At 70.5% G+C, this 19,357-nt stretch carries 15 protein-coding genes; 5 read left to right on the plus strand and 10 right to left on the minus strand.

All coding sequences use genetic code 11. The annotated features are described in order from the left end of the window. Window positions 1-89: 89 nt before the first annotated feature. The 5 genes from CUC05_RS22850 to CUC05_RS22870 form a co-directional block, all read right to left on the minus strand. Window positions 90-1,295: an ATP-binding protein gene (locus tag CUC05_RS22850; RefSeq protein WP_108668462.1), complete on the minus strand. Its 1,206-nt coding sequence runs from the start codon at window positions 1,293-1,295 to the stop codon at window positions 90-92. A 103-nt stretch (window positions 1,296-1,398) separates the two neighbouring features. After that, complete coding sequence (locus CUC05_RS22855; protein ID WP_108668463.1) at window positions 1,399-3,018, minus strand: 2-isopropylmalate synthase; 1,620 nt, start codon at window positions 3,016-3,018, stop codon at window positions 1,399-1,401. Between the two features lie 264 nt (window positions 3,019-3,282). Continuing rightward, window positions 3,283-4,125: a sugar ABC transporter permease gene (locus tag CUC05_RS22860; protein ID WP_108668464.1), complete on the minus strand. Its 843-nt coding sequence runs from the start codon at window positions 4,123-4,125 to the stop codon at window positions 3,283-3,285. Then, window positions 4,125-5,696, minus strand: a complete 1,572-nt coding sequence (locus CUC05_RS22865; RefSeq protein WP_108668465.1) for an ABC transporter permease subunit — start codon at window positions 5,694-5,696, stop codon at window positions 4,125-4,127. The genes CUC05_RS22860 and CUC05_RS22865 overlap by 1 nt, the downstream gene beginning before the upstream one ends. A gap of 37 nt (window positions 5,697-5,733) precedes the next feature. Beyond that, window positions 5,734-7,125, minus strand: a complete 1,392-nt coding sequence (locus CUC05_RS22870) for a sugar ABC transporter substrate-binding protein (protein ID WP_157965909.1) — start codon at window positions 7,123-7,125, stop codon at window positions 5,734-5,736. Between the two features lie 120 nt (window positions 7,126-7,245). On the opposite strand from CUC05_RS22870, the gene CUC05_RS22875 reads away from it, so the two are divergent. Beyond that, window positions 7,246-8,253: a LacI family DNA-binding transcriptional regulator gene (locus CUC05_RS22875; RefSeq protein WP_108668497.1), complete on the plus strand. Its 1,008-nt coding sequence runs from the start codon at window positions 7,246-7,248 to the stop codon at window positions 8,251-8,253. Window positions 8,254-8,277: 24 nt separating this feature from the next. Here the strand turns inward: CUC05_RS22875 and CUC05_RS22880 are convergent, their stop codons facing one another. Together CUC05_RS22880 and CUC05_RS22885 are read right to left on the minus strand one after the other, a co-directional pair. Beyond that, window positions 8,278-9,180: a prolipoprotein diacylglyceryl transferase gene (locus CUC05_RS22880; RefSeq protein WP_108668467.1), complete on the minus strand. Its 903-nt coding sequence runs from the start codon at window positions 9,178-9,180 to the stop codon at window positions 8,278-8,280. Window positions 9,181-9,272: 92 nt separating this feature from the next. Beyond that, entirely contained in the window at window positions 9,273-10,166 is an 894-nt protein-coding gene (locus tag CUC05_RS22885; RefSeq protein WP_108668468.1) for a cell wall-binding repeat-containing protein, read from the minus strand. A gap of 175 nt (window positions 10,167-10,341) precedes the next feature. On the opposite strand from CUC05_RS22885, the gene CUC05_RS22890 reads away from it, so the two are divergent. The 3 genes from CUC05_RS22890 to CUC05_RS22900 all read left to right on the plus strand — a co-directional run bounded on the left by CUC05_RS22890 (window position 10,342) and on the right by CUC05_RS22900 (window position 13,949). Continuing rightward, window positions 10,342-11,631 carry a sensor histidine kinase gene (locus tag CUC05_RS22890; RefSeq protein WP_108668469.1) on the plus strand — a complete coding sequence of 430 codons (1,290 nt, stop codon included), beginning with the start codon at window positions 10,342-10,344 and terminating at the stop codon, window positions 11,629-11,631. Next, entirely contained in the window at window positions 11,628-12,248 is a 621-nt protein-coding gene (locus CUC05_RS22895; RefSeq protein WP_205712505.1) for a response regulator, read from the plus strand. Before CUC05_RS22890 ends, CUC05_RS22895 begins: the two co-directional genes overlap by 4 nt. A gap of 156 nt (window positions 12,249-12,404) precedes the next feature. Further along, the gene (locus tag CUC05_RS22900) at window positions 12,405-13,949 is read left to right on the plus strand and encodes a M20/M25/M40 family metallo-hydrolase (protein WP_108668470.1); all 1,545 of its coding nucleotides are present in this window, start codon (window positions 12,405-12,407) and stop codon (window positions 13,947-13,949) included. Between the two features lie 49 nt (window positions 13,950-13,998). Here CUC05_RS22900 and CUC05_RS24995 read toward each other — a convergent pair whose 3' ends face one another. Next, the gene (locus tag CUC05_RS24995; protein WP_170128098.1) at window positions 13,999-14,439 is read right to left on the minus strand and encodes an acyl-CoA thioesterase; all 441 of its coding nucleotides are present in this window, start codon (window positions 14,437-14,439) and stop codon (window positions 13,999-14,001) included. 90 nt (window positions 14,440-14,529) lie between these two features. On the opposite strand from CUC05_RS24995, the gene CUC05_RS22910 reads away from it, so the two are divergent. Continuing rightward, window positions 14,530-15,651, plus strand: a complete 1,122-nt coding sequence (locus tag CUC05_RS22910; RefSeq protein ID WP_170128099.1) for a peptidoglycan-binding protein — start codon at window positions 14,530-14,532, stop codon at window positions 15,649-15,651. Window positions 15,652-15,699: 48 nt separating this feature from the next. Here the strand turns inward: CUC05_RS22910 and CUC05_RS22915 are convergent, their stop codons facing one another. Together CUC05_RS22915 and CUC05_RS22920 are read right to left on the minus strand one after the other, a co-directional pair. Further along, entirely contained in the window at window positions 15,700-17,619 is a 1,920-nt protein-coding gene (locus tag CUC05_RS22915; protein WP_108668472.1) for a polysaccharide biosynthesis protein, read from the minus strand. A gap of 130 nt (window positions 17,620-17,749) precedes the next feature. Continuing rightward, entirely contained in the window at window positions 17,750-19,333 is a 1,584-nt protein-coding gene (locus CUC05_RS22920) for a cell wall-binding repeat-containing protein (protein ID WP_157965912.1), read from the minus strand. Window positions 19,334-19,357: the final 24 nt, after the last annotated feature.

The raw sequence follows: 19,357 nt of genomic DNA on the forward strand, positions 1-19,357 counted from the left end.
CCGAGGAAGCCCGCCGACAGACCGAACGGGCGAATCGCCTGGCCGAGGCGCTGCGCGCCGCCGGGATCGATCCCGACTCGATCTGACGGTCAGCCGCCCGCCAGGCTTCGCGCCACCGCACGCGAGACGACGCGATAGCCGTCGGGGCCGAGCGCCAGCAGGCGCTTGGTGACCAGCGCCTGAAGGGTCGACCCGATGTCGGAGGAGGCACGGCGGCCGACCGCCTGCGCCAGCGTCGTGCCGTTGGCCTGCTCGCCGTCAGCCCGCGCCGCCGCCGTCAGGACCGACAGCTGCAGCTCGGTCAACCCGGCGGTGCGCTGTCGCACGTGGGCCCCGACCTCGCGCCGGACCCGATCCCAGCCCGTCCGCACGTCGGCCGCGGTCAGCACCGCCCCCGGAGAGGCATCCCACGCCGCGGCACCGGCCAGCTGGAACAGGAACGGGTCGCCCAGGCACACCTCGACCAGCGCCTCGCGCGCCGCCACCTCCAGGTGCACGAGCGCGGGGCCGTCGTCGGTCAACACCTCGTAGCCGTCGGCAAACGCGAAGGCCAGCGCCGCCCTGACCTCGTCGTCGGTGAACGGGTCGAGGTAGGTGGTCGCGAACCGACGCGAGAACGTGGCACCGGCCGCTGCCGCCCGTTCGGGGAAGGCCGGCAGCCCCGACAGCAGCACCACGACGGGCGCGTACTCCATCACCCGGTTGCCGGTCACGTCGGTGGCGGGCATCTGCATCTCCAGCGCGTCACCGAGGATCGTCAGCAGCTGCGACAGCCCGGCGCCCGACAGGTTCTGCACCTCGTCGACGCGGATGACCAGCAGCCGGTCGGTCTCGGAGGCCAGCACCGCCAGCCCCTCGACCAGGTCCGACAACGAGGCGTAGCGGTCCTCGTCGGCGACGGTCATCCCGACCCGTGCCCCCAGCAACCCGACCTCGCGCACGCGCTCCAGCGCCGAGGTGACCCTGCCGGCCACCCGCTCCCCCGCCGGCACGAGCGGGGCGAGCACGTCGGCCAGCGCCGCCAGCGGATCGCGGCCCAGCGCCATGCGCAACGGGCCGGCGACCAGGTCGCCGGCCCGTGCACGTTCCTCGGCGATGCGGTTGACGAGCACCGACTTGCCCAGCCCGGGATCACCGAGGTAGGTCCTGCCGCGCTCGAACAGTCCTGCCCGTCGACGAGGGACGAGCCGGCTGGAGATGTCCGCCAGCTCGTCGTCTCGCCCGACCCAGATCGGGGGGACCGCCCCCGACCCGGGTTCGAACGGGTTGTTCAGCACCGTCCTGACGTCAGCCATGACGTCAGAGTACCGCTGAGGTGAGAGTGACGTCACAGTACCGATGTGCTGCGGCCGACGTCACAGTACCTCGCGAGAGGTCTTGCCAGTTTCAGGGAGGGACCTAGGGGGCGCCGGTCTGGGCCTTGGGGTTTCCGGCCAGGCGGAACGCCTTGTTGAGCCCGTTCACGAAGGCACGGGCCGACGCCTCGACCACGTCGGTGGACACGCCACGGCCGGTGTAGCGGCGGCCGTCGACCTCGACCTGGCAGGTCACGTCACCCAGGGCGTCGACGCCCGGGGTCACGGCCGCCACGTTGTAGGTGACGAGCCGCCCGTCGACACCGCAGGCCCGACGGATCGCGCCGCAGACGGCGTCGATCATGCCGTCGCCGACGGCGGCCTCGGTGACCTCGCGTCCGTCGTCCATGTGCTTGACCCGCACGGTGGCGGTCGGCGCGGTGGTCGTGCCGCCGGACACCTGGGTCCAGACCAGCTCGTAGGCGTCCTCGGCCGCGCTGTACAGCTCGTCGGCCAGGATCGCCTCCAGGTCGGCGTCGGAGATGTCGGACTTGCGGTCGGCCAGCTCCTTGAAGCGGTCGAACGCCCGGCCGATCTCCTCCTTCTCCAGGGTGTAGCCCATCTCCTCCAGCGCCTGGGCGAAGGCGTGCCGACCCGAGTGCTTGCCCAGGACGATCTGCGCGCCGGTGTAGCCCAGGTCCTCGGCGTTCATGATCTCGTAGGTCAGCCGGTCCTGGATCACGCCGTGCTGGTGGATGCCCGACTCGTGGGCGAAGGCGTTGCGTCCGACGACGGCCTTGTTGAACTGGATCGGGTAGCCGGTCAGCTGGGCCACCATGCGGGAGGTCCGGGCGATCTCCCTGGTGTTGATGCCCAGGGACTTGTTGATCAGGTCGCGGCGGGTGTTGAGCGCCATGACGACCTCCTCCATCGAGCAGTTGCCGGCCCGCTCCCCCAGCCCGTTGACGGCCACCTCGACCTGGCGGGCGCCGTTGCGTACGGCCTCCACGGAGTTGGCGACGGCCAGGCCCAGGTCGTTGTGGCAGTGCACGCTGATGGCTGCGTCGTCGCCGACCCGGCGGACGATGTCACCGATCAGGGCGCCGAAGTCGTGGGGCAGGGCGTAGCCGACGGTGTCGGGGATGTTGACGGTGGTCGCACCGGCCTCGACGACCGCATCGACGATCCGCAGCAGGAAGTCGGGGTTGGTGCGGGTGGCGTCCTGGGGCGAGAACTCGACGTTGTCGGTGTAGGACAGCGCCTGCTTCACCGCCTCGACGGACTGCTCGATGATCTGGTCCTCGCTGGCCCCCTTCAGCATGACGTTGCGGTGGATCTCGCTGGTGGACAGGAAGACGTGGATCCGGGAGGCGTCCGCACCCTTCAGCGCGTCGGCGGCCTTGCGGATGTCGTCGGGATGGCAGCGGGCCAGCGCGGCGATGACCGGCGCGGCGCCGCCGTCGGCGTACCGGTGCGTCCCCACGGTGTCGGCGATGGCCTTGACCCCGTCGAAGTCGCCCTGTGAGGTGATGGGGAAGCCGGCCTCGATGACGTCGACCCGCAGGCGCGCCAGCTGCTCGGCGATCTCCAGCTTCTCACCGACGTCCAGCGAGATGCCGGGGGCCTGCTCGCCGTCGCGGAGCGTCGTGTCGAAGATGGTGACGGGCTTGCCGTCGGGGGTGGTGGCGGGGACGTCGGTGACGGGGGTACCGGTCTGGGACATGGCGGGGGTCTTCTCCTGGATCGATGCGTTGCGGCGTGGGAATCACGCGAGATGCATCCACTGACGACTCCGCAGGGCGAGTGGATGCGACGCATCACCCTGCGGCGTCAAAGAAGAAGGAGGCCGAGCGCGCGCACGTCATCGGCGACCAGCGGCAGGCTGGTCAGCGGCGAAACGATCGTGCACGTCATCGGCACAATGTGTACGTGCCCGACGGCGCCGCGTCAACTCGACCGTGCTGGACCGATCGGCCCGGACGATCCGTCACCCCTTGACCGAGCCCTGCGTCAGGCCGCTGACGATGTACTTCTGCAGGTACAGGAACAGCAGAACGGTGGGCACCGATCCGATGACGGCGCCCGCTGCGAACGGGCCCCAGCGGGCGCCGTAGCGATCGGCGACGAAGCGGAACAGGCCGATCGACAGGGTCCAGGAGTCCTCGTTGTTGGACAGCACGGCGTTGGCGATCACGAAGTCGTTGAGGATCGTCACGAACGCCAGCAGCCCGACCACCGCGAGGATCGGGGCGGCCAGCGGCATGATGATCCGGCTGTAGATCTGCCAGTGGGTGGCGCCGTCGACGCGGGCGGACTCGTCGAGGTCGTGGGGGATGGTGTCGAAGAACCCCTTGATCAGCCAGGTGTTCACGCCCATGGCGCCACCCAGGTAGACCAGGATCAGGCCGCTGATCGTGCCGGTCCCGATCGACGGGGCGACGTCGCCGATGCGGATCATCATCAGGTAGATCGCCACGAACGCCAGCAGCTGGGGGAACATCTGCACGAGCACGAGGCTCAGCAGCCCGGCGCGTCGTCCGGTGAAGCGCAGCCGGCTGAACGCATAGGCGGCGAGGGCGGCCAGCACCACCGTGCCGAACGCCCCGGCCCCGGCGACGACCATGGAGTTGCGGAACCACGTCCAGAAGCCGGTCTCGAACAGCCGCCGGAAGTTGTCCAGCGTCGGGCTGTCGGGGACCAGCTGCTGACCCGACAGGGTGCTGGTCGGGTTGACCGACGCCGAGACGACCCACACGACGGGGAACAGGGCGAAGGCGACGGCGAGCAGCCCGACGAGGTGGCGCCAGCCGAGGTCACGGAACCATCGCATCACGCGATCTCCTCCAGCGAGCGGGTGTAGCGGAAGCTGTAGGCGCTGATCCCGGCGACCATCACGAAGATCAGGACGGCGATCGCGGCGGCGAACCCGTAGTCGGCACCACGGCCGGACTCGAAGGCGATCCGGTAGACGTAGCTGACCAGGATGTCGGTGTGGCCGGCGGGGGTCTGGGCGCCCTGGATCGGCGGTCCACCGCGCGTCACCAGGTAAACGGTGTTGAAGTTGTTGAAGTTGAACGCGAACGACGCGATCAGCAGCGGCGCGACCGTGATCATCAGGTTCGGCAGAGTGATCCGCGCGAACTTCTGCCACGCGTTGGCGCCGTCGACCGACGCCGCCTCGAGCATGTCGCCGGGGATGGCCTGCAGCGCGCCGGTGCACACCAGGAACATGTAGGGGAAGCCCAGCCACAGGTTGACCAGCAGGATCGACACCTTGGCCCACACCGGGTCGTTGAGCCACGGGATGTTCGCCCCGATCAGCTCGTTGACGGCGCCGAACTCGGTGTTGAGCAGGCCGGCCCACACCAGCGCGGTCAGGAACGACGGCAGCGCGTAGGGGATGACCAGCAGGCTGCGGTACAGCCGTCGGCTCCGCAGCCGCGGCTCGTTGAGGGCCAGCGCGAGCGCCAGCCCGAGCGCGAAGGTCAGGAACACCGACCCGATCGCGAAGGCGTAGTTCCACGCGAAGACGCGCAGGAACGGCCCGCGGATGAGGGGGGAGGTGAACGCCCGCGTGTAGTTGCCGGGGCCGGTGACGGCGACCCAGCCGGGCTGCAGGACGTCGCCGTCGTCGCTGACGAAGTTGCCGTCGACCGGCGCGTACTCCTCCCCCGTGGTCAGGTCGACGAGGACGTCGCGCTCCTCGTCGTAGGTGCGGGTCGTCTCGGCCCGCGCCGCGGTGGTGAGGGACTGCAGCTGGATCGCACCGGCCTCGGCGGGGACGCGCAGCTGCCCGAGGGCGGACTGGACGGCCTGCGCCTCGACCAACGACAGGCGTTCATAGGCGCCGACGGCGACGACCCGGTCGTCCTCAACGGTGACGTCGGGCAGGTCCTCCAGCGGGACGAGCTCCTCGGCGGTACCGAAGAACACCTGCTCGTCGGGGTCGGTCAGCAGCAGGCCGATCCCCTCGACCCCGGCGTCCTCACCGGCGTCGGGGTCGGCGAACACGGCCACGTCGTAGCGGACCGCGTCGGCAGGCACCCGCGTCGCCTGCGCCTGCAGCTGCTCGATCGCCCCGGCCTTGTCCAGCACGTTGCCCGTGCCGAAGTTCGTCAGGCTGACGTAGCCGGTGTAGAGGACGGGATAGATCTGGAACACCAGCAGGAAGAGGGTGCCCGGGACGATGAACTTGAGCGGCGTGTGGCCGCGTCGGGTGAACAGCCAGACGAGTGCGACGGTGGCCGCCCACATGGCGCCAAGCCCCACCCAGGCCTGCTCCCCCACCAGCGTGCCGGTGAACACCACGGCCTGGTAGACGACCAGGCCGAGCACGCTCAGCCGCAGCAGGATCCCGAGGGGGGAGGCCCCGCCGGTCACTCGTTCGACGAACCCCGACATCGGCGGCGCCTCCCTCCTCTCCTGCTGCGGGTCCTGCCTAGCCCTCGGCGATCAGGTTGCGGATCTGGTCGGCCGCAGCCTGGAAGTTCTCCGTGGGCGTGCCCTGCTGGTCGTAGATCAGCTCGTAGGCGTCGGTCCAGGCGGTCCACACCGAGCCCATCTCGGGGATGGCGGGCAGCGGGGCGCCGTTCTGGCCGGACTCACCGAAGCCCTGGACGTCGGGGTCGTCGGCGACCTGCTCGAAGGCGGAAAGCAGCGCCGGGGGACGGCCGCCGGCCTCGAACAGCGCCAGCTGCACCTCCTCGGTGCCGATGAAGTCCTGGACGAACGTCTGGGCCAGCAGGCCCTGCTCGCTGAAGGAGGAGATCATCAGGCCCTGCACGCCGACGAACGGCTCGGGGGTGCCACCCTGGATCGAGGGGATCGGGCTGACGGCGTAGTTGACGCCCTGGGCGCGGAAGCCGGGCGGGTCCTCCTGGGAGACCGCCCACGGGCCGGTGATCGCGAAGGCGGCGTTGCCACTGGCGAAGCTGTCGACCATGACGTCGTAGGTGACCGACGGGTTGATCAGGCCGGACTCGACCCAGGCGCCGAACTGCTCAGCGGCGGCGAGGCCCTCGGGGGTGTCAAGGCCCAGCTCGTCGGGGTTGTAGGTGCCGTCCTCGTTGACGGCGAAGACGCTCGCGCCGAAGGCCGTGAACAGCGGGTAGTTGTGGTACGGGTCGGCGGCGTCGGCCTGCAGCGCGAGGCCGATCTCGACCTCGCCGGACTCCTGCAGGTCCAGGGCGATCTGCTCGAGCTCCTCGAAGGTGGCGGGCGCCTCGGGGACCAGGTCGGTGTTGCGGACCAGGGCGATGTTCTCGATGGCGTAGGGGACGCCGTAGAGCTGGCCGTCGTAGGTCATCGCGTCGATGGCGACGTCGGCGTACTCCGCGGCGTTGGCCAGGTCGATCGGGGCGACCAGGCCGTTGGTGACCAGCTCACCGAGCCAGTCGTGGGCGCCGACGATGATGTCGGGACCCTCGCCGGCGGGGGCGGCGGTGGAGAACTGGCTGCGGATCTCGTCGAACTCCAGCTCCTGCAGGGCGACGGTGATCCCGTTGTCGGTGCCGAACTGCTCCACGAACGGCTCGAGGGCCTGCACGCGGGTCTCGTCGGCCCAGATCACCAGGTCGGCGTCGGCGCGCGAGACGGGGGCCTCGTCCTCGGTGGGCTCGGCGGCGGCGTCCTCCTCGGTCGCCTCCTCCTCGGTCGCCTCTGTGGTCGCCTCCTCGGCAGGCTCGTCCTCGGTGGCGGCCTCCTCGGTGGCGTCGGTCTGGTCGACCGCAGCACCCTCGGTGCTGTCGTCGGTCGTGGTGTCGTCGCTGCTGCAGGCGGCGGCCACCATGGCCAGCACCACCATCAGCAGGACAAGAACGTGTCGCTTCACGGCTGTCTCCTCGTGCGTGTCGATCGGCGGGCCCTCCACCCGGTCGACGCGATGCTACGCAGCCACTGCAAGAACGTAAACCGCTTCTGCAAGAAATTTCAGTCGGGTATGGTGCGTGGCATGCGGCCACGGCTGAAGGACGTCGCGACGCTTGCCGGCGTCAGCACCGCCACGGTGAGCCGGGTGGTCAACGACCGCCCGGGGGTCAGCGACGCCGTGCGCGACCGGGTGGTCGACGCGCTGCGGCAGCTTGAGTGGGAGCCGAGCGGCATGCGCGGCAGCCCACGACGACGGACGGTCGGGCTGCTCGTGCCCGAGCTGACCAACCCCATCTTCCCGGCGTTCGCGCAGGGCATCGAGAGCCGGCTGGGCAGGTCGGGGATGACGACGATCCTGTGCACGTCGAGCCCCGACGGGGTGGGCGAGCGGGTCCACGTCGAGGCGGTGGCCGACATCGGGGTGGCAGCCGCGGTGTTCGTCGCCGGGACCCACGCCGACACCGGGGCCGACCACGGGGTCTACGACGAGCTCCGGGAGCGAGGGGTGGCGGTCATCGTGGTGAACGGCCGGGCGCCGGGTCTGGAGCACCTGCCGGCGGTGACCACCGACGACGTCGAGGCCGGCCGGCTGGCGACCGAGCACTTGCTGCGGCTGGGACATCGTCGGATCGGCCTGGCGGCTGGCCAGCTGCGCTACATGGCGGCGTCACAGCGTCATGTCGGCTGGGCGGCCGCGTCGGAGGCGGCAGGGGTCCATGCCGACGAACTGGTGGTGGAGGAGGCCTACACGATCTCCGGCGGTCGTCGGGCTGGTGACGTGCTGCTGGACCGTGGGGTCACGGGGATCGTCGCGGCGTCCGACATCATCGCGCTGGGCGTGGTCCAGGCGGTGCGGGGACGGGGGCTGCGGGTGCCCGAGGACGTGTCGGTGGTCGGCTACGACGACAGCATGCTGATCCCCCACACCGACCCGCCGTTGACGACGGTGCGGCAGCCGGTCGACAAGCTGTGCCGCGCGATCGCCCGGTTGTGCGTGCAGGCGGCGGAGGGGGCCGAGCTGTCCACCACCGAGCTTGCGTTCCACCCCGAGCTGATCGCCCGCGGGTCGACGGGGCCCGCGCCGGCCTGACCCGGCGGACCACCGCCCGACCGGTCAGTCGTCGGAGTCGTCGAGGTCCGGTTCGTGTTCGGGCTCGTCCCGTTCCCGCGCGTCGTCCCGCTCCTCGGCGTCGTCCCGCTCGGGCTCGTCGCGTTCGGGGGCCTCGACCTCGTCGCGTTCGTCCGGCTCGGGAACCTCGATCTCGTCGGGCTGGTCCGGCTCGTCCCGCTCGGGGATCTCGACCTCGTCGGGCTCGTCCTGCTCGGGGATCTCGACCTCGTCGGGCTCGTCCCGCTCGGGGGCCTCGACCTCGTCGCGCTCGTCGGACTCGTCGTCCTCGGGCTCGTCCCGTTCGGACTCGTCGTCCTCGGGCTCGTCCCGTTCGGACTCGTCGTCCTCGGGCTCGTCCCGTTCGGACTCGGCGTCGTCCGGGTCGTCGTCACCGGACCCCTGGCTGCCAGATCCCTGGGAGCTCGAGCCCGGGCCCTGGTTGTTCGGGCGCGACGTCGCGGGCTCGTCGTCGTCCTCGCCGGGGCCGTCCCGGTCCGGGGTGTCGGTGCCGGGCAGTGCAGATGTCGCTGGCCGGTCGTCGTCGGGGCCGTCCACGCCGGACAGGACACCGTCGTGTGACGGTTCCCTGTCCTCCTCCGTTGGCGTGTCGTCCCCCTCGTACTCCGTGGCCGTGGGGCGGTCCTCGACGGTGTCGTCGTCGGGGTCCTCGGCGACGGTGGCGGCGGCCGCGGGTTCCAGCCACAGCCCCTCCAGCGCGGAGCGGGCGGGGTCGGTCAGGAAGCTGCTGGTCAGCTGCGCGCCGGTCAGTCCGACGCCGACCACGAGGACCAGTGCGAGGACCGACGCGCCGGTCAGCCGCAGGGACTCGCGAGCGCTCGGCGCCGGGCCGGTCGGTGACCGGTCGGGGTCGTGCAGGACGACGGTCCGGCGCTCGGGGTGGTCCATCGGATGTCAGTCTCCCACGGGCTGGTGGCGGTGGCCGCCGGGGCGAGCAGGGCCCCGGCGGCCTCCTCCTTCGTGGTGGTGTTCCCCGGCGGTCAGTCCTGGCGGGTACGGACCCGCACGCGGACCTGCTCGTCCTCGATTTCCGCACCCAGGTCGACACGGGTGTCACCGTTGCGGAACCGGACGTGGACCTCGTCGACCTCGTCGTCCTCGACGGTGACCGTCCAGGTGTCGTCGACGGCGACCGCGTCGACCAGCGACACGCCGGTCTCGGTGCGCTCGATGGTCACGGTGCCGATCTCGGCGGCGTCCAGCGTGGCCTGCTCGCCGACGGCCAGGTCGAGGTAGGTGGTCTCCTCGGTGCGCGGCTCGTCGTCACCGATCTCGTCGTCGTTGTCGTCGTCATCGTCGTCGTCATCGTGGCCTCGACCGGCGCTGGCCGCAGCGATCGCCGCGTCGAGGATGTCGTCGCAGATGGCGTTGGGGCCACCGAGGGCGACGACCTTGTGCGGGTGCAGGCGGGCGACTTCCTCGGCCACGATCGGGGGCAGCTCACCGCAGCTGGGGACCAGCAGGACGGGACCGTGCTGCAGCGCACCAGCGGCGACGGCGTCGGCGAAGTTGTCGGCGCGGGCCAGGTAGACCTCGCTGGCACCACCGCGGAACTCGTACTGGCTGATGGCCACGGCGGTCGAGATGCGGTCGGCACCGAAGACCCGCGCGCCGCGCACCTGTCGGTCGTCGTCGGACTCGTCGTCATCCGATTCGTCGTCGGATTCGTCCTCGGACTCCTCCTCCTCCGGCTCGGACTCCTCCTCCTCCGGCTCGGACTCCTCCTCCTCGGGCTCGGACTCCTCGTCCGTCGGGTCCGTGGTGTCCTCGGCGGGGTCGTCCACCGGATCCTGGGCGAGGGCGACGGTCGAGACCCCCAGTACGAGCACGAGGAGCATGGACAGGAGGGTCTTGATCGCGGTCGGCGTGGTCACGCTGACGTCCTTTCGTTCGGCGAGTACAGCACGATGATCCTGCGGGCGACCCGGTCGGGTCCCACCACTGGACCTTGGTCGTAGTACTCCGTGCTGACCCGGTGAATCGTGGTATGCCTCCCCCATGTCGGCACCCCCCGGCGAGACCTCAATAGCCGTTGTCCGATCCGTCGGCGTGCCCAGCGTCGTCGGGCTCGTCTGGCGTTTCGCGGCGGCGGGCCTGATCGCCCTCGGGCTGGTCCTCCTTGCGAGCGTCGCACTCAGCCAGTCCGTCGGCCGGGACGTGGCGCTGGACGAGGCCCGACGCATCGCCCGGCTGACCGGCGTCGGCATCATCCAGCCCGCCCTGGACCCGGGCATCCTGACCGGCGACGCCACGAGCCTGTCATCGCTGAACCAGACGGTCATCGACGCCGTGCTCGGCGGGTCGCTGGTGCGGGTCAAGCTGTGGCAACCCGACGGTGACGGCGGGACGATCCTGTACTCCGACGAGAGCCGGCTGATCGGCGAACCACACCCCTGGGACGAGGAGAAGCAGGCCGCGATCGCCTCCGGTGACATCGTCGTGGAGGAGTCCGACCTGTCGTCGCCGGAGAACCGGTTCGAGGCGTCCCAGTCCGAGCTGCTGGAGGTCTACCTGCCCATCGACGGGCCCGACGGGGCCCCGTTGCTGTACGAGGCGTACTTCGACCTCCGCCGGGTCAACGAGGCCGGCCGGCGGGTGTGGACGGCGTTCGCCCCGCTGGTCATCGGCGGGCTGCTGGTCCTGCAGCTGGTCCAGGTCCCGCTGGCGTGGTCGATGGCCCGCCGGCTGCGTGACGGCGCGGTGCACCGCCAGCAGCTGCTGGTCCGCAGCCTCGAGTCCTCGGCCCTGGAACGGCGTCGGATCGCCGGGGACCTGCACGACGGGGTGGTGCAGGACCTGGCCGGGTTGTCCTTCGAGCTGTCCGCGGTCGCGTCCGCGGAGGATCCGGACCGGGTGCGGGAGACTGCTGAGTCGGCGGCCACCACGCTGCGGGCCAACGTCGGGGCGCTGCGGACCCTGCTGGTCGACATCTACCCGCCGGACCTGGACGGCCAGGGCCTCGCGTCGGCGCTGGAGGACCTGCTGGCCCGACATCGCGCGGCCGGACGGGACGTGCAGCTGGACGCCGACGTCCGGGTGCCGATCCCCCGTCCGACCGCCGAGCTGGTGCACCGCATCGCCCAGGAGGCATTGCGCAACGTCGACAAGCACGCCGGGGCGGGCCGTGTCGTGGTCACGCTGACCGCCGTGGACGACCGGCTGCGACTCCGGGTCGACGACGACGGCAGCGGCTTCGACCCGACCGGGGACGACCGCGACGCCGACGGCCACTTCGGCCTCCGGCTGCTGGCCGACAGCGCCCGCGAGCTCGGCGGCCTGCTGACCCTCTCCTCCGGGGTCGGGGCCGGGACCGCGATCGAGCTGGAGGTGCCGCTGTGACCGTGCTGCGAGTGATGGTGGTCGACGACCACGCGGTGGTCCGCAACGGGCTGCGGATGCTGCTCGAGGCCGCCGGCGGGTTCGACGTCGTGCACCTGGCCGAGGACGGCCGGCGGGCGGTGGATCTGGCGGCCGACGATCCTCCCGACGTGGTGCTGATGGACCTGGCCATGCCGGTCATGGACGGGGTGGAGGCCACCCGGGCGCTGAAGGCCGCACACCCGGGCGTACGGGTGGTCGTCCTGACGTCGTTGGGCGAGCCCGATCGCATCGTGGCGGCGATCGACGCCGGCGCCGATGGGTACCTGTTCAAGCACGCCGAACCCGCCGAGATCGCCGAGGCGATCCGCACGGCCCACGAGGGTGGGGCGGTGCTGGATCCCAAGGCCGCGAGGGCGATGCTGGACGCCCGGAGCGCCCCTTCCGGCCCGGCCCTGACCGACCGGGAGCAGCAGGTCCTCGACCTGGTTGCCGAGGGGTTGGCCAACAAGCAGATCGGCCGCCGGCTGGGCATCACCGAGCGGACGGTGAAGGCCCACCTGACCCGCATCTACCAGGCGATCGGCGTGCAGGACCGGACGCAGGCCGCGCTGTGGGTCCAGCGTCGTCGCGGCTGACCCGCCCCAGCCACATCACGCTCGATCAACGACATGACGGTCTGTCGATATCGGCTGAAATGGGTCTGGTCTCAGTAGTCATTCAGTACTAGTGTCCCGCGGATTCACGGCCCATCGCAGTCCGCTGGCGGGCCCCAAGGAGGAAAGGTCCTTGCCATGCGCAGATACATGATCCTGCTTGTCCTCGCGCTCGCCGCGGTGGCGTTGCCGGCGGCCGGCGCCAGCGCCAGCGGCTGCGAGAGCCGCACCAACAACACCTACAAGAAGCTGATGGACTGCGTCACCCTTGACGGGGCGCGGGAACACCAGGCAGCGCTGCAGGCCATCGCCGACCAGCACAACGGGATCCGCACGTCGGGCACACCCGGGTACGACGCCTCGGCCGCGTACGCCGCTGACGTGTTCCGCGCCGCCGGCTACGACGTGACGGTCCAGGAGTTTCAGTTCCAGACGTTCCTCACGCTGTCCCGGACCGTCCTCGAACAGGTGGCACCGGCACCCGCCGGGCCGGTGGCCACCAACATCATGTCCTACTCCGGCAGCGGCGACGTGACCGCACCGGTCACGGCGCTGCCCGCTCCCCCGGCGGACGCGACGCCCGGGTGCGAGGCTGGCGACTTCGCCGGCTTCCCGGTCGGGAACATCGCGCTGATCAGCCGCGGCGCCTGCGCCTTCGCGCTCAAGGCCAGCAACGCCGCGGCGGCTGGGGCTGCCGGCGTAGTGATCTACAACAACACGACTGGAACGCTCAATGGCACGCTGTCGTCGTCGTTCACGCTGGACATCCCGGTCACGTCGGTCACGCAGGAGGTCGGGCAGCAGCTGGCCACCACCTCCGGACTGGTCATGCGCCTGAAGGCCGAGACATTCCGCGGCACCGCCACGACCGCCAACGTCCTGGCCGAGACGCCCGGTGGCAACCCCGACAACGTCGTCATGGTCGGCGCGCACCTCGACAGCGTGAACGCCGGCCCCGGCATCAACGACAACGGCTCGGGAACCGCGGCCATCCTGGAGACGGCCGAGGCGATGCAGAAGGTCAACCCTCGCAACAAGGTGCGGTTCGCCCTGTGGGGCGCGGAGGAGTCGGGCCTGCTCGGTGCCCACCACTACATCGACACTCGCACCCAGGAGCAGCTCGACGACATCGCGCTGTACCTCAACTTCGACATGATCGGGTCGCCGAACCACGTGTTCTTCGTCTACGACGGCGATGACTCCGACGGCGTCGGCGCCGGACCCGGGCCGGCCGGATCGGCCGCCATCGAGACGCTGTTCGAGAGCTATTACCGGCAGGTCGGTGAGTCGTGGAAGGGCACTGACTTCTCCGGCCGTTCCGACTACGGGCCCTTCATCGCACGGGGTGTGCCGTCCGGCGGCCTCTTCACCGGCGCGGAAGGCATCAAGACGGCTGCGGAGGCCGAGACCTGGGGCGGCACGGCCGGTGATCAGTACGACCCCTGCTACCACCTGGCCTGCGACGACTACGACAACGTCAACCTGCACGCGCTGGACGTCAACGTCGACGCGGTCGCCTACTCGGTGCTGACCTACGCGTACTCCACGCAGAGCGTCAACGGGGTACCGGGCAAGCCGGTCCCGGGCTCGGCATCGGTGGGGTCGGGCAGCTCGTCAGCTGCCGGGTACCCGGGTGGGACGTCCTCCGGGCTGCACGACGACGAGGACCACGTGACCAGCTAGGGATGTCGGTCGGGCGCCACGCCTGACCATCGTGGCTGCCCGGGTGTGTTCACCCGGGCAGTTCGCCCTCCAGGACCGTACGCATGTCGTCGGGGATGGGGGCGGCCCGGCGGTCGTCGCCGAGGTGGACCATGACGTTGATGGCCGTGGTCTTGCAGGCGCCCTCGTGGAACACGCCGGTGGCGATGCGGAAGGAGGAGGTGCCGACGCCGACGATGCGCGCACCGATGTCGACGTGGCTGGGCCAGTACAGGTCCTCGCGGAAGTCGACCTCGAGGCGGACGAACATGATGCGGCCGAAGGGCACCTCCACCCGGCCCGACAGCTCCATGGCGTAGGCGATCCGTCCCGTCTCGATCAGGGCGGTGTGCCCGACGTTGTTGACGTGGCCGACCATGTCGGTGTCGGAGAACCTGACCCGCTCGGTGGTGAACCAGTCGTAGAAGGACGGGTCGGTCAGGTCGTGGTCGGTCGTGTCGTTGGCAGGCATGGGCGTATCCTCGCTGATCGTCCGCCTTCGGGACCAGACGTGTGCACGACGTCCCACACTCGCACACGATCCGGTCGTAACGTTTCCGTCGTGCATCGAGACTTCCCCCTCGTCGGTGCCGTTGTTCTGCTGATCGCTCTGCCTGCCGTTCTGCTGAACGTCCCGCACGCGTCAGCTGCACCGGACCGCAACGCTGTCCTGGACCTGGCCTTCCCAGTGGCTGGGTCCGTCACCTTCGACGACACCTACACCGCCAACCGTGACGGTGGTGATCGGCGTCATCAGGCCACAGACGTCTTCGGCGTGAAGGGCCAACCGGTCCACGCCGTGGTGTCGGGCGAGATCTGCTTCGCACCGGGCATCAACGAGCCGATGCCCGGCTACGGCTACATGCTGCGGATCTGCCGAGATGGGGTCACGTACTCCTACATCCATCTCAACAACGACACGCCCGGGACCGACGACGGTCAGGGCGGCCACGAACGTGCCTACGCGCCGGGAATCCGTGTCGGCGTACAGGTCACCCGAGGTCAGCTGATCGGCTGGCTGGGGGACTCGGGCAACGCCGAGGACACCCCGCCGCACCTGCACTTCTCCATCTTCGACACCGCGTTCGAGGACCCCGAGCTGGAACGGGCGCCGTGGCGCCAGCACTACCGCAACCCCTATCCCAGCCTGGTCGCCGCCGTGGCTCGCGGGGAGGTGCCGGGTCAGGGAGGCTCGGGTGCCATGCGGCTTGGGCATCGTGGTGAGGCGGTGCAGGCCTGGCAGGAAGCGCTGAACCGTGCCGTCGACGCGGGCCTCGGGGCCGACGGTGTCTTCGGCCCGGCGACCGATGCGGCGACCCGGGCGTTCCAGGAGGCGCGAGGGCTGGAGGTCGACGGCATCGTCGGCCCGGCCACCCTCGCGGCGATGGAGTCGGTGGGTGTCCCCGTGTCGGCGGCGGGAGGCGACCCGCAGCAGGTGTCGGACGGGACGTTCCCCGGCCGGCTGCTGCGCCTGACCGACCCGATGACCCGCGGCGAGGACGTCCGCGAGTGGCAGGCCCGCATGCGGGAACGCGGCTGGCGTGGCGCCGACGGTGCCCCGCTGGACGTCGACGGCATCTTCGGCCCGGACTCCGACCGGGCAGCCCGGCTGTTCCAGGAGGAGCGGGGCCTGACCGCCGACGGCATCGTCGGCCCGGCGACGTGGGCCGCCGCGTTCGACTGACGAACCAGCGCGCTGCCCGGTCCTCGTGGCCGGGCAGCGACTGGCCGGTCAGGTGGTGACGTCCACCGTCTGGCTGATGTCGGAGAGGATCAGGTCCGGGCGGGCCTCCGACGGCGTCTCGAACTCAGGCACCAGCCGGCGCAGGTAGCGCAGCATCAGCGGGGCGTCGAAGGGCACGGCGTCGAGCTGGGCGGCCAGCTCGGCGACCGGGACCTCCCCGGCGGTCTGCCAGCGGTAGATCTTGGGGTGCTCGGTGGACAGGGCGCGTTCGGAGGTCAGCCCGAGCTCCTCGTAGAGCTTCTCCCCCGGGCGCAGGCCGACGTACTCGATGTCGATGTCCTGGCCGACCCGCAGGCCCGACAGCCGGATCAGGTCCTCGGCCATCTGGGTGATCTTGATCTGCTCGCCCATGTCGAGGACGAAGATGTCGCCGCTGGTCCCCATGACCGCCGTCTGCAGGACGAGCTGGACGGCCTCCGGAATGGTCATGAAGTAGCGACGGACCTCGGGGTGGGTGACCGTGATCGGGCCACCCTGGTCGATCTGCTTGCGGAACAGGGGGACGACGCTGCCCGATGACCCCAGGACGTTGCCGAACCGGACCGCGGAGTAGGGACGGCCGATCTCGGCGGCCTTCGCCACCACGTAGCGCTCGGCGGCGCGCTTGGTGGCACCCATGACCGAGGTGGGGTTGACGGCCTTGTCGGTGGAGATCAGGACGAACCGGTCCACTCCCCCGTCGGCGCAGGCGTCGACCAAAGTCCTGGTGCCGACGACGTTGTTCTTGAACGCCTCGACCGGGTTGGCCTCCATCATCGGGACGTGCTTGTGCGCGGCGGCGTGCACGACCAGGGACGGCCGGTGGGTCGAGATGACCTCCCGGATGCGCTGCCGGTCGACGACGTCGGCGATGGCGCAGACCAGCTCGGTCGTGCCCGCGTCGGGGCGCAGCTCCATCTCGATCTGGTACAGGGCGTTCTCGGCCTGCTCGACCATGACCAGCTTGGCGGGTCGGCGTGCGGCAAGCTGTCGGCAGAGCTCCGATCCGATGCTGCCGCCGGCGCCGGTGACCATGACGACACGGCCGGCGACCAGCCGGTCGAGGCCGGCAAGGTCCGTCGCGACGGGATCGCGGTGCAGCAGATCCTCGAGCTCGATGGCGCGGGGGCGCAGCTCCATGCTGCCGGCGACGACTTGGGCGAGGCCGGCGACCTTCCGGACCTCGATGCCGGCGGTGGCCGCCATCTCCCCCAGATGCCGCACCAGGTCGGCGGGCGGGGTCTGGATGCAGATCAGTAGCTGCTCGGTCTCGTGGGCCTGGATCAGCTCCGGCAGGTCCGCGATGCCCCCGAGCACGTCGAGGTTGTGGATCCGCTGCCCCTGCTTGTTGGGGTCGTCGTCGACGAAGCCGACGGGGTCCAGGCCGAGGTCTGGCCGGAGGCGCAGCTGGCGAGCGACCGCCACACCAGCCTCGCCGGCCCCGATCAGGATCGTCCGGGTGACCGAGTCGCCGGTGGCCCGTCGGATCTCGGCAGACTCCGACAGCGACCGACGGACGGCCCGTGCCCCACCCACCGCCACGAGGGAGGTGAAGAAGTTGATCGCCGTGACGCCCAAGGGGATGGACGTCAGCTCGCCTGGCAGTCCCGGCAGGTCGAGCGACGGGCCCAGCAGGCGCAGGACGGCCAGGGTGGCCGAGGCGATGTAGAGGGCCCGGACCAGCAGGCCGAGGTCGCCGATGGTGACGTAGCGCCAGCTGCCCTCCACGACGCGCAGGCGGACCATGAGCAGGTACTCCAGGCCGACGACGAACACGAGGACCTGCGCGAGCTGGGTGAAGGACCGGTCCGGGATGTCCCAGTCGAACCTGATCCAGTACGCCACCACGAGCGCCAACGCCAACAGCGCTATGTCAACCGCTCGTCGTGCCGCCCGCCGTGCCATCGGTGCTGTCGTGTTCTTCGTCATGCCCACCCCTCCTGGGTCCTTGCCCTCACTGGCTTGCTGTTCGGTCCCCACGACCGAACGCAACGAGCGCGGTGCGGCTGCTGCCACACCGCGCTCGTTGGAGTTGCTGTCCTGGCTGTGTCGCTAGCCCCTAGATGGAGTCGGCGACCTCAGCTTCGACGTCCTCGCTGACGGCTGCGACGCCACCGAAGATCACGGCAGAGTCGATGGTGTCGGCGTTGGCGTCGATGTAGTCGTTGACCTCGGCCGCAAGGCTGTCGGTCGGGGTCAGCAGCAGCGGTCCGTACCCACGGTCGGGATTGCCGACCAGGGCGCCACCGGTCAGGCCGTCGGCGAAGACGTCGTCCCGGCTGATGCCGATCGCGGTGGGGTTCGGGAAGTACGCCTCGGCAACCAGGGCCGAGGTAGCAGCTGCGGAGTCGCCCGCGATGGAGGGACTGCCGGGCGAGGCGCCGGAGGCCATGGTGCCGATCGCGGTCACGTCGTCACCGGTGATGGTGTCGAGGTAGGCCTGGGTCTCGGACGGGATGGTGTCGCCGTCGGTCAGCAGGAGCGCCGCGGCGTCGCCTTCGTCGGCGGTGCCGGCTGCGGTACCACCGACCAGGGCGTCCTGGAAGTCGCCACCGTCGGCGAGGAGGACCTCGTCGGGGGTGGTCAGGCCGTCGGTTGCGATGCTGACCGCCGTCGCGAAGCGGTTGGGACCGCCGTAGCGAACGGTGTCGTAGCCGAGGGCTGCGACAGCCAGGTCCACGTCGGCGGACAGGGCCGCTTCGCCACCCAGCAGCACGACGGTGCCGTCGTCACCAAGGACACGGCCGATCTCGGCGCTGGTCAGGTCCGACAGGCTGTCGGTCGGGGTCAGCAGGATCGGGGCGTCGAGGGAGATCGCCAGCGGGGTGCCGGCGAGGGCATCGGGGAACAGGTCAGCACGGGCCAGCACGACGGTGTCGGTCGACTCGTCCTCCCAGCCCTGCTGCGAGATGGCGATGGCGGTGGCGATGCGCTCGCCGCCGGCCAGACGGGTGACGCCGTCGGGCAGCGCACCAGCGCCGACCGGGTCGGACATCCCCGTGTCGCCTTCGAAGACGGTGTCGAACGCCGCCACGCCGTCGGTGTCGGTGACCCGCTGGTCGTAGATGACGCCCGGGTTCACCGCGATGGTGTCGGGGCTGTCCACGCAGCTGGCCGGGAAGGTCAGCGTGGTGGTGCCGTCGTTGTAGGTCCAGCCGGCGTCGCAGGCCTCGGAAGCCGGCGTGGTGCTGCGGTCCTCGACCGAGGCGGTGAGCGCACCGCCTGCGGAGTCGGAGGACAGCTGTGCGAAGAACTCGCCAGCGCCGTCTTCATCGGTGTCGATGAAGATGCCCAGCAGGCTGTTCTGCCAGTTGGGGTCGGTGGCCGGGTCGGTCGCCTCGTCCACGGTGACGCTGAGGGTCACGGTGGTGGCGCCGTAGTTGACACAGTAGTTGGTGATGTCTGCGCGACCCTCGTCGATCGCGGCGTCGTCGTTGTCCAGGTCGACCACGTCGCCGGTGCCGTCCACACCGCATGCCTGGGCGGCGAATGCGGACTGGGTGGCTGCCGGGCCGAAGCCGACGCCGGCGCCTGCGGCGAGCAGGCGATCAGCGGCAGAGGTCGATGCCCCGGCGGCGGCTGCCGGCAGCAGAGCCGTCAGCAGGGCACCGAGAACGATGAGTGCAGAAGTGCGCGTCTTCATGGTGTTGGTCTCCCGTTGCTCGTT

Origin of the sequence: Euzebya rosea (assembly GCF_003073135.1) — a bacterium.
Classification (GTDB): domain Bacteria; phylum Actinomycetota; class Nitriliruptoria; order Euzebyales; family Euzebyaceae; genus Euzebya; species Euzebya rosea.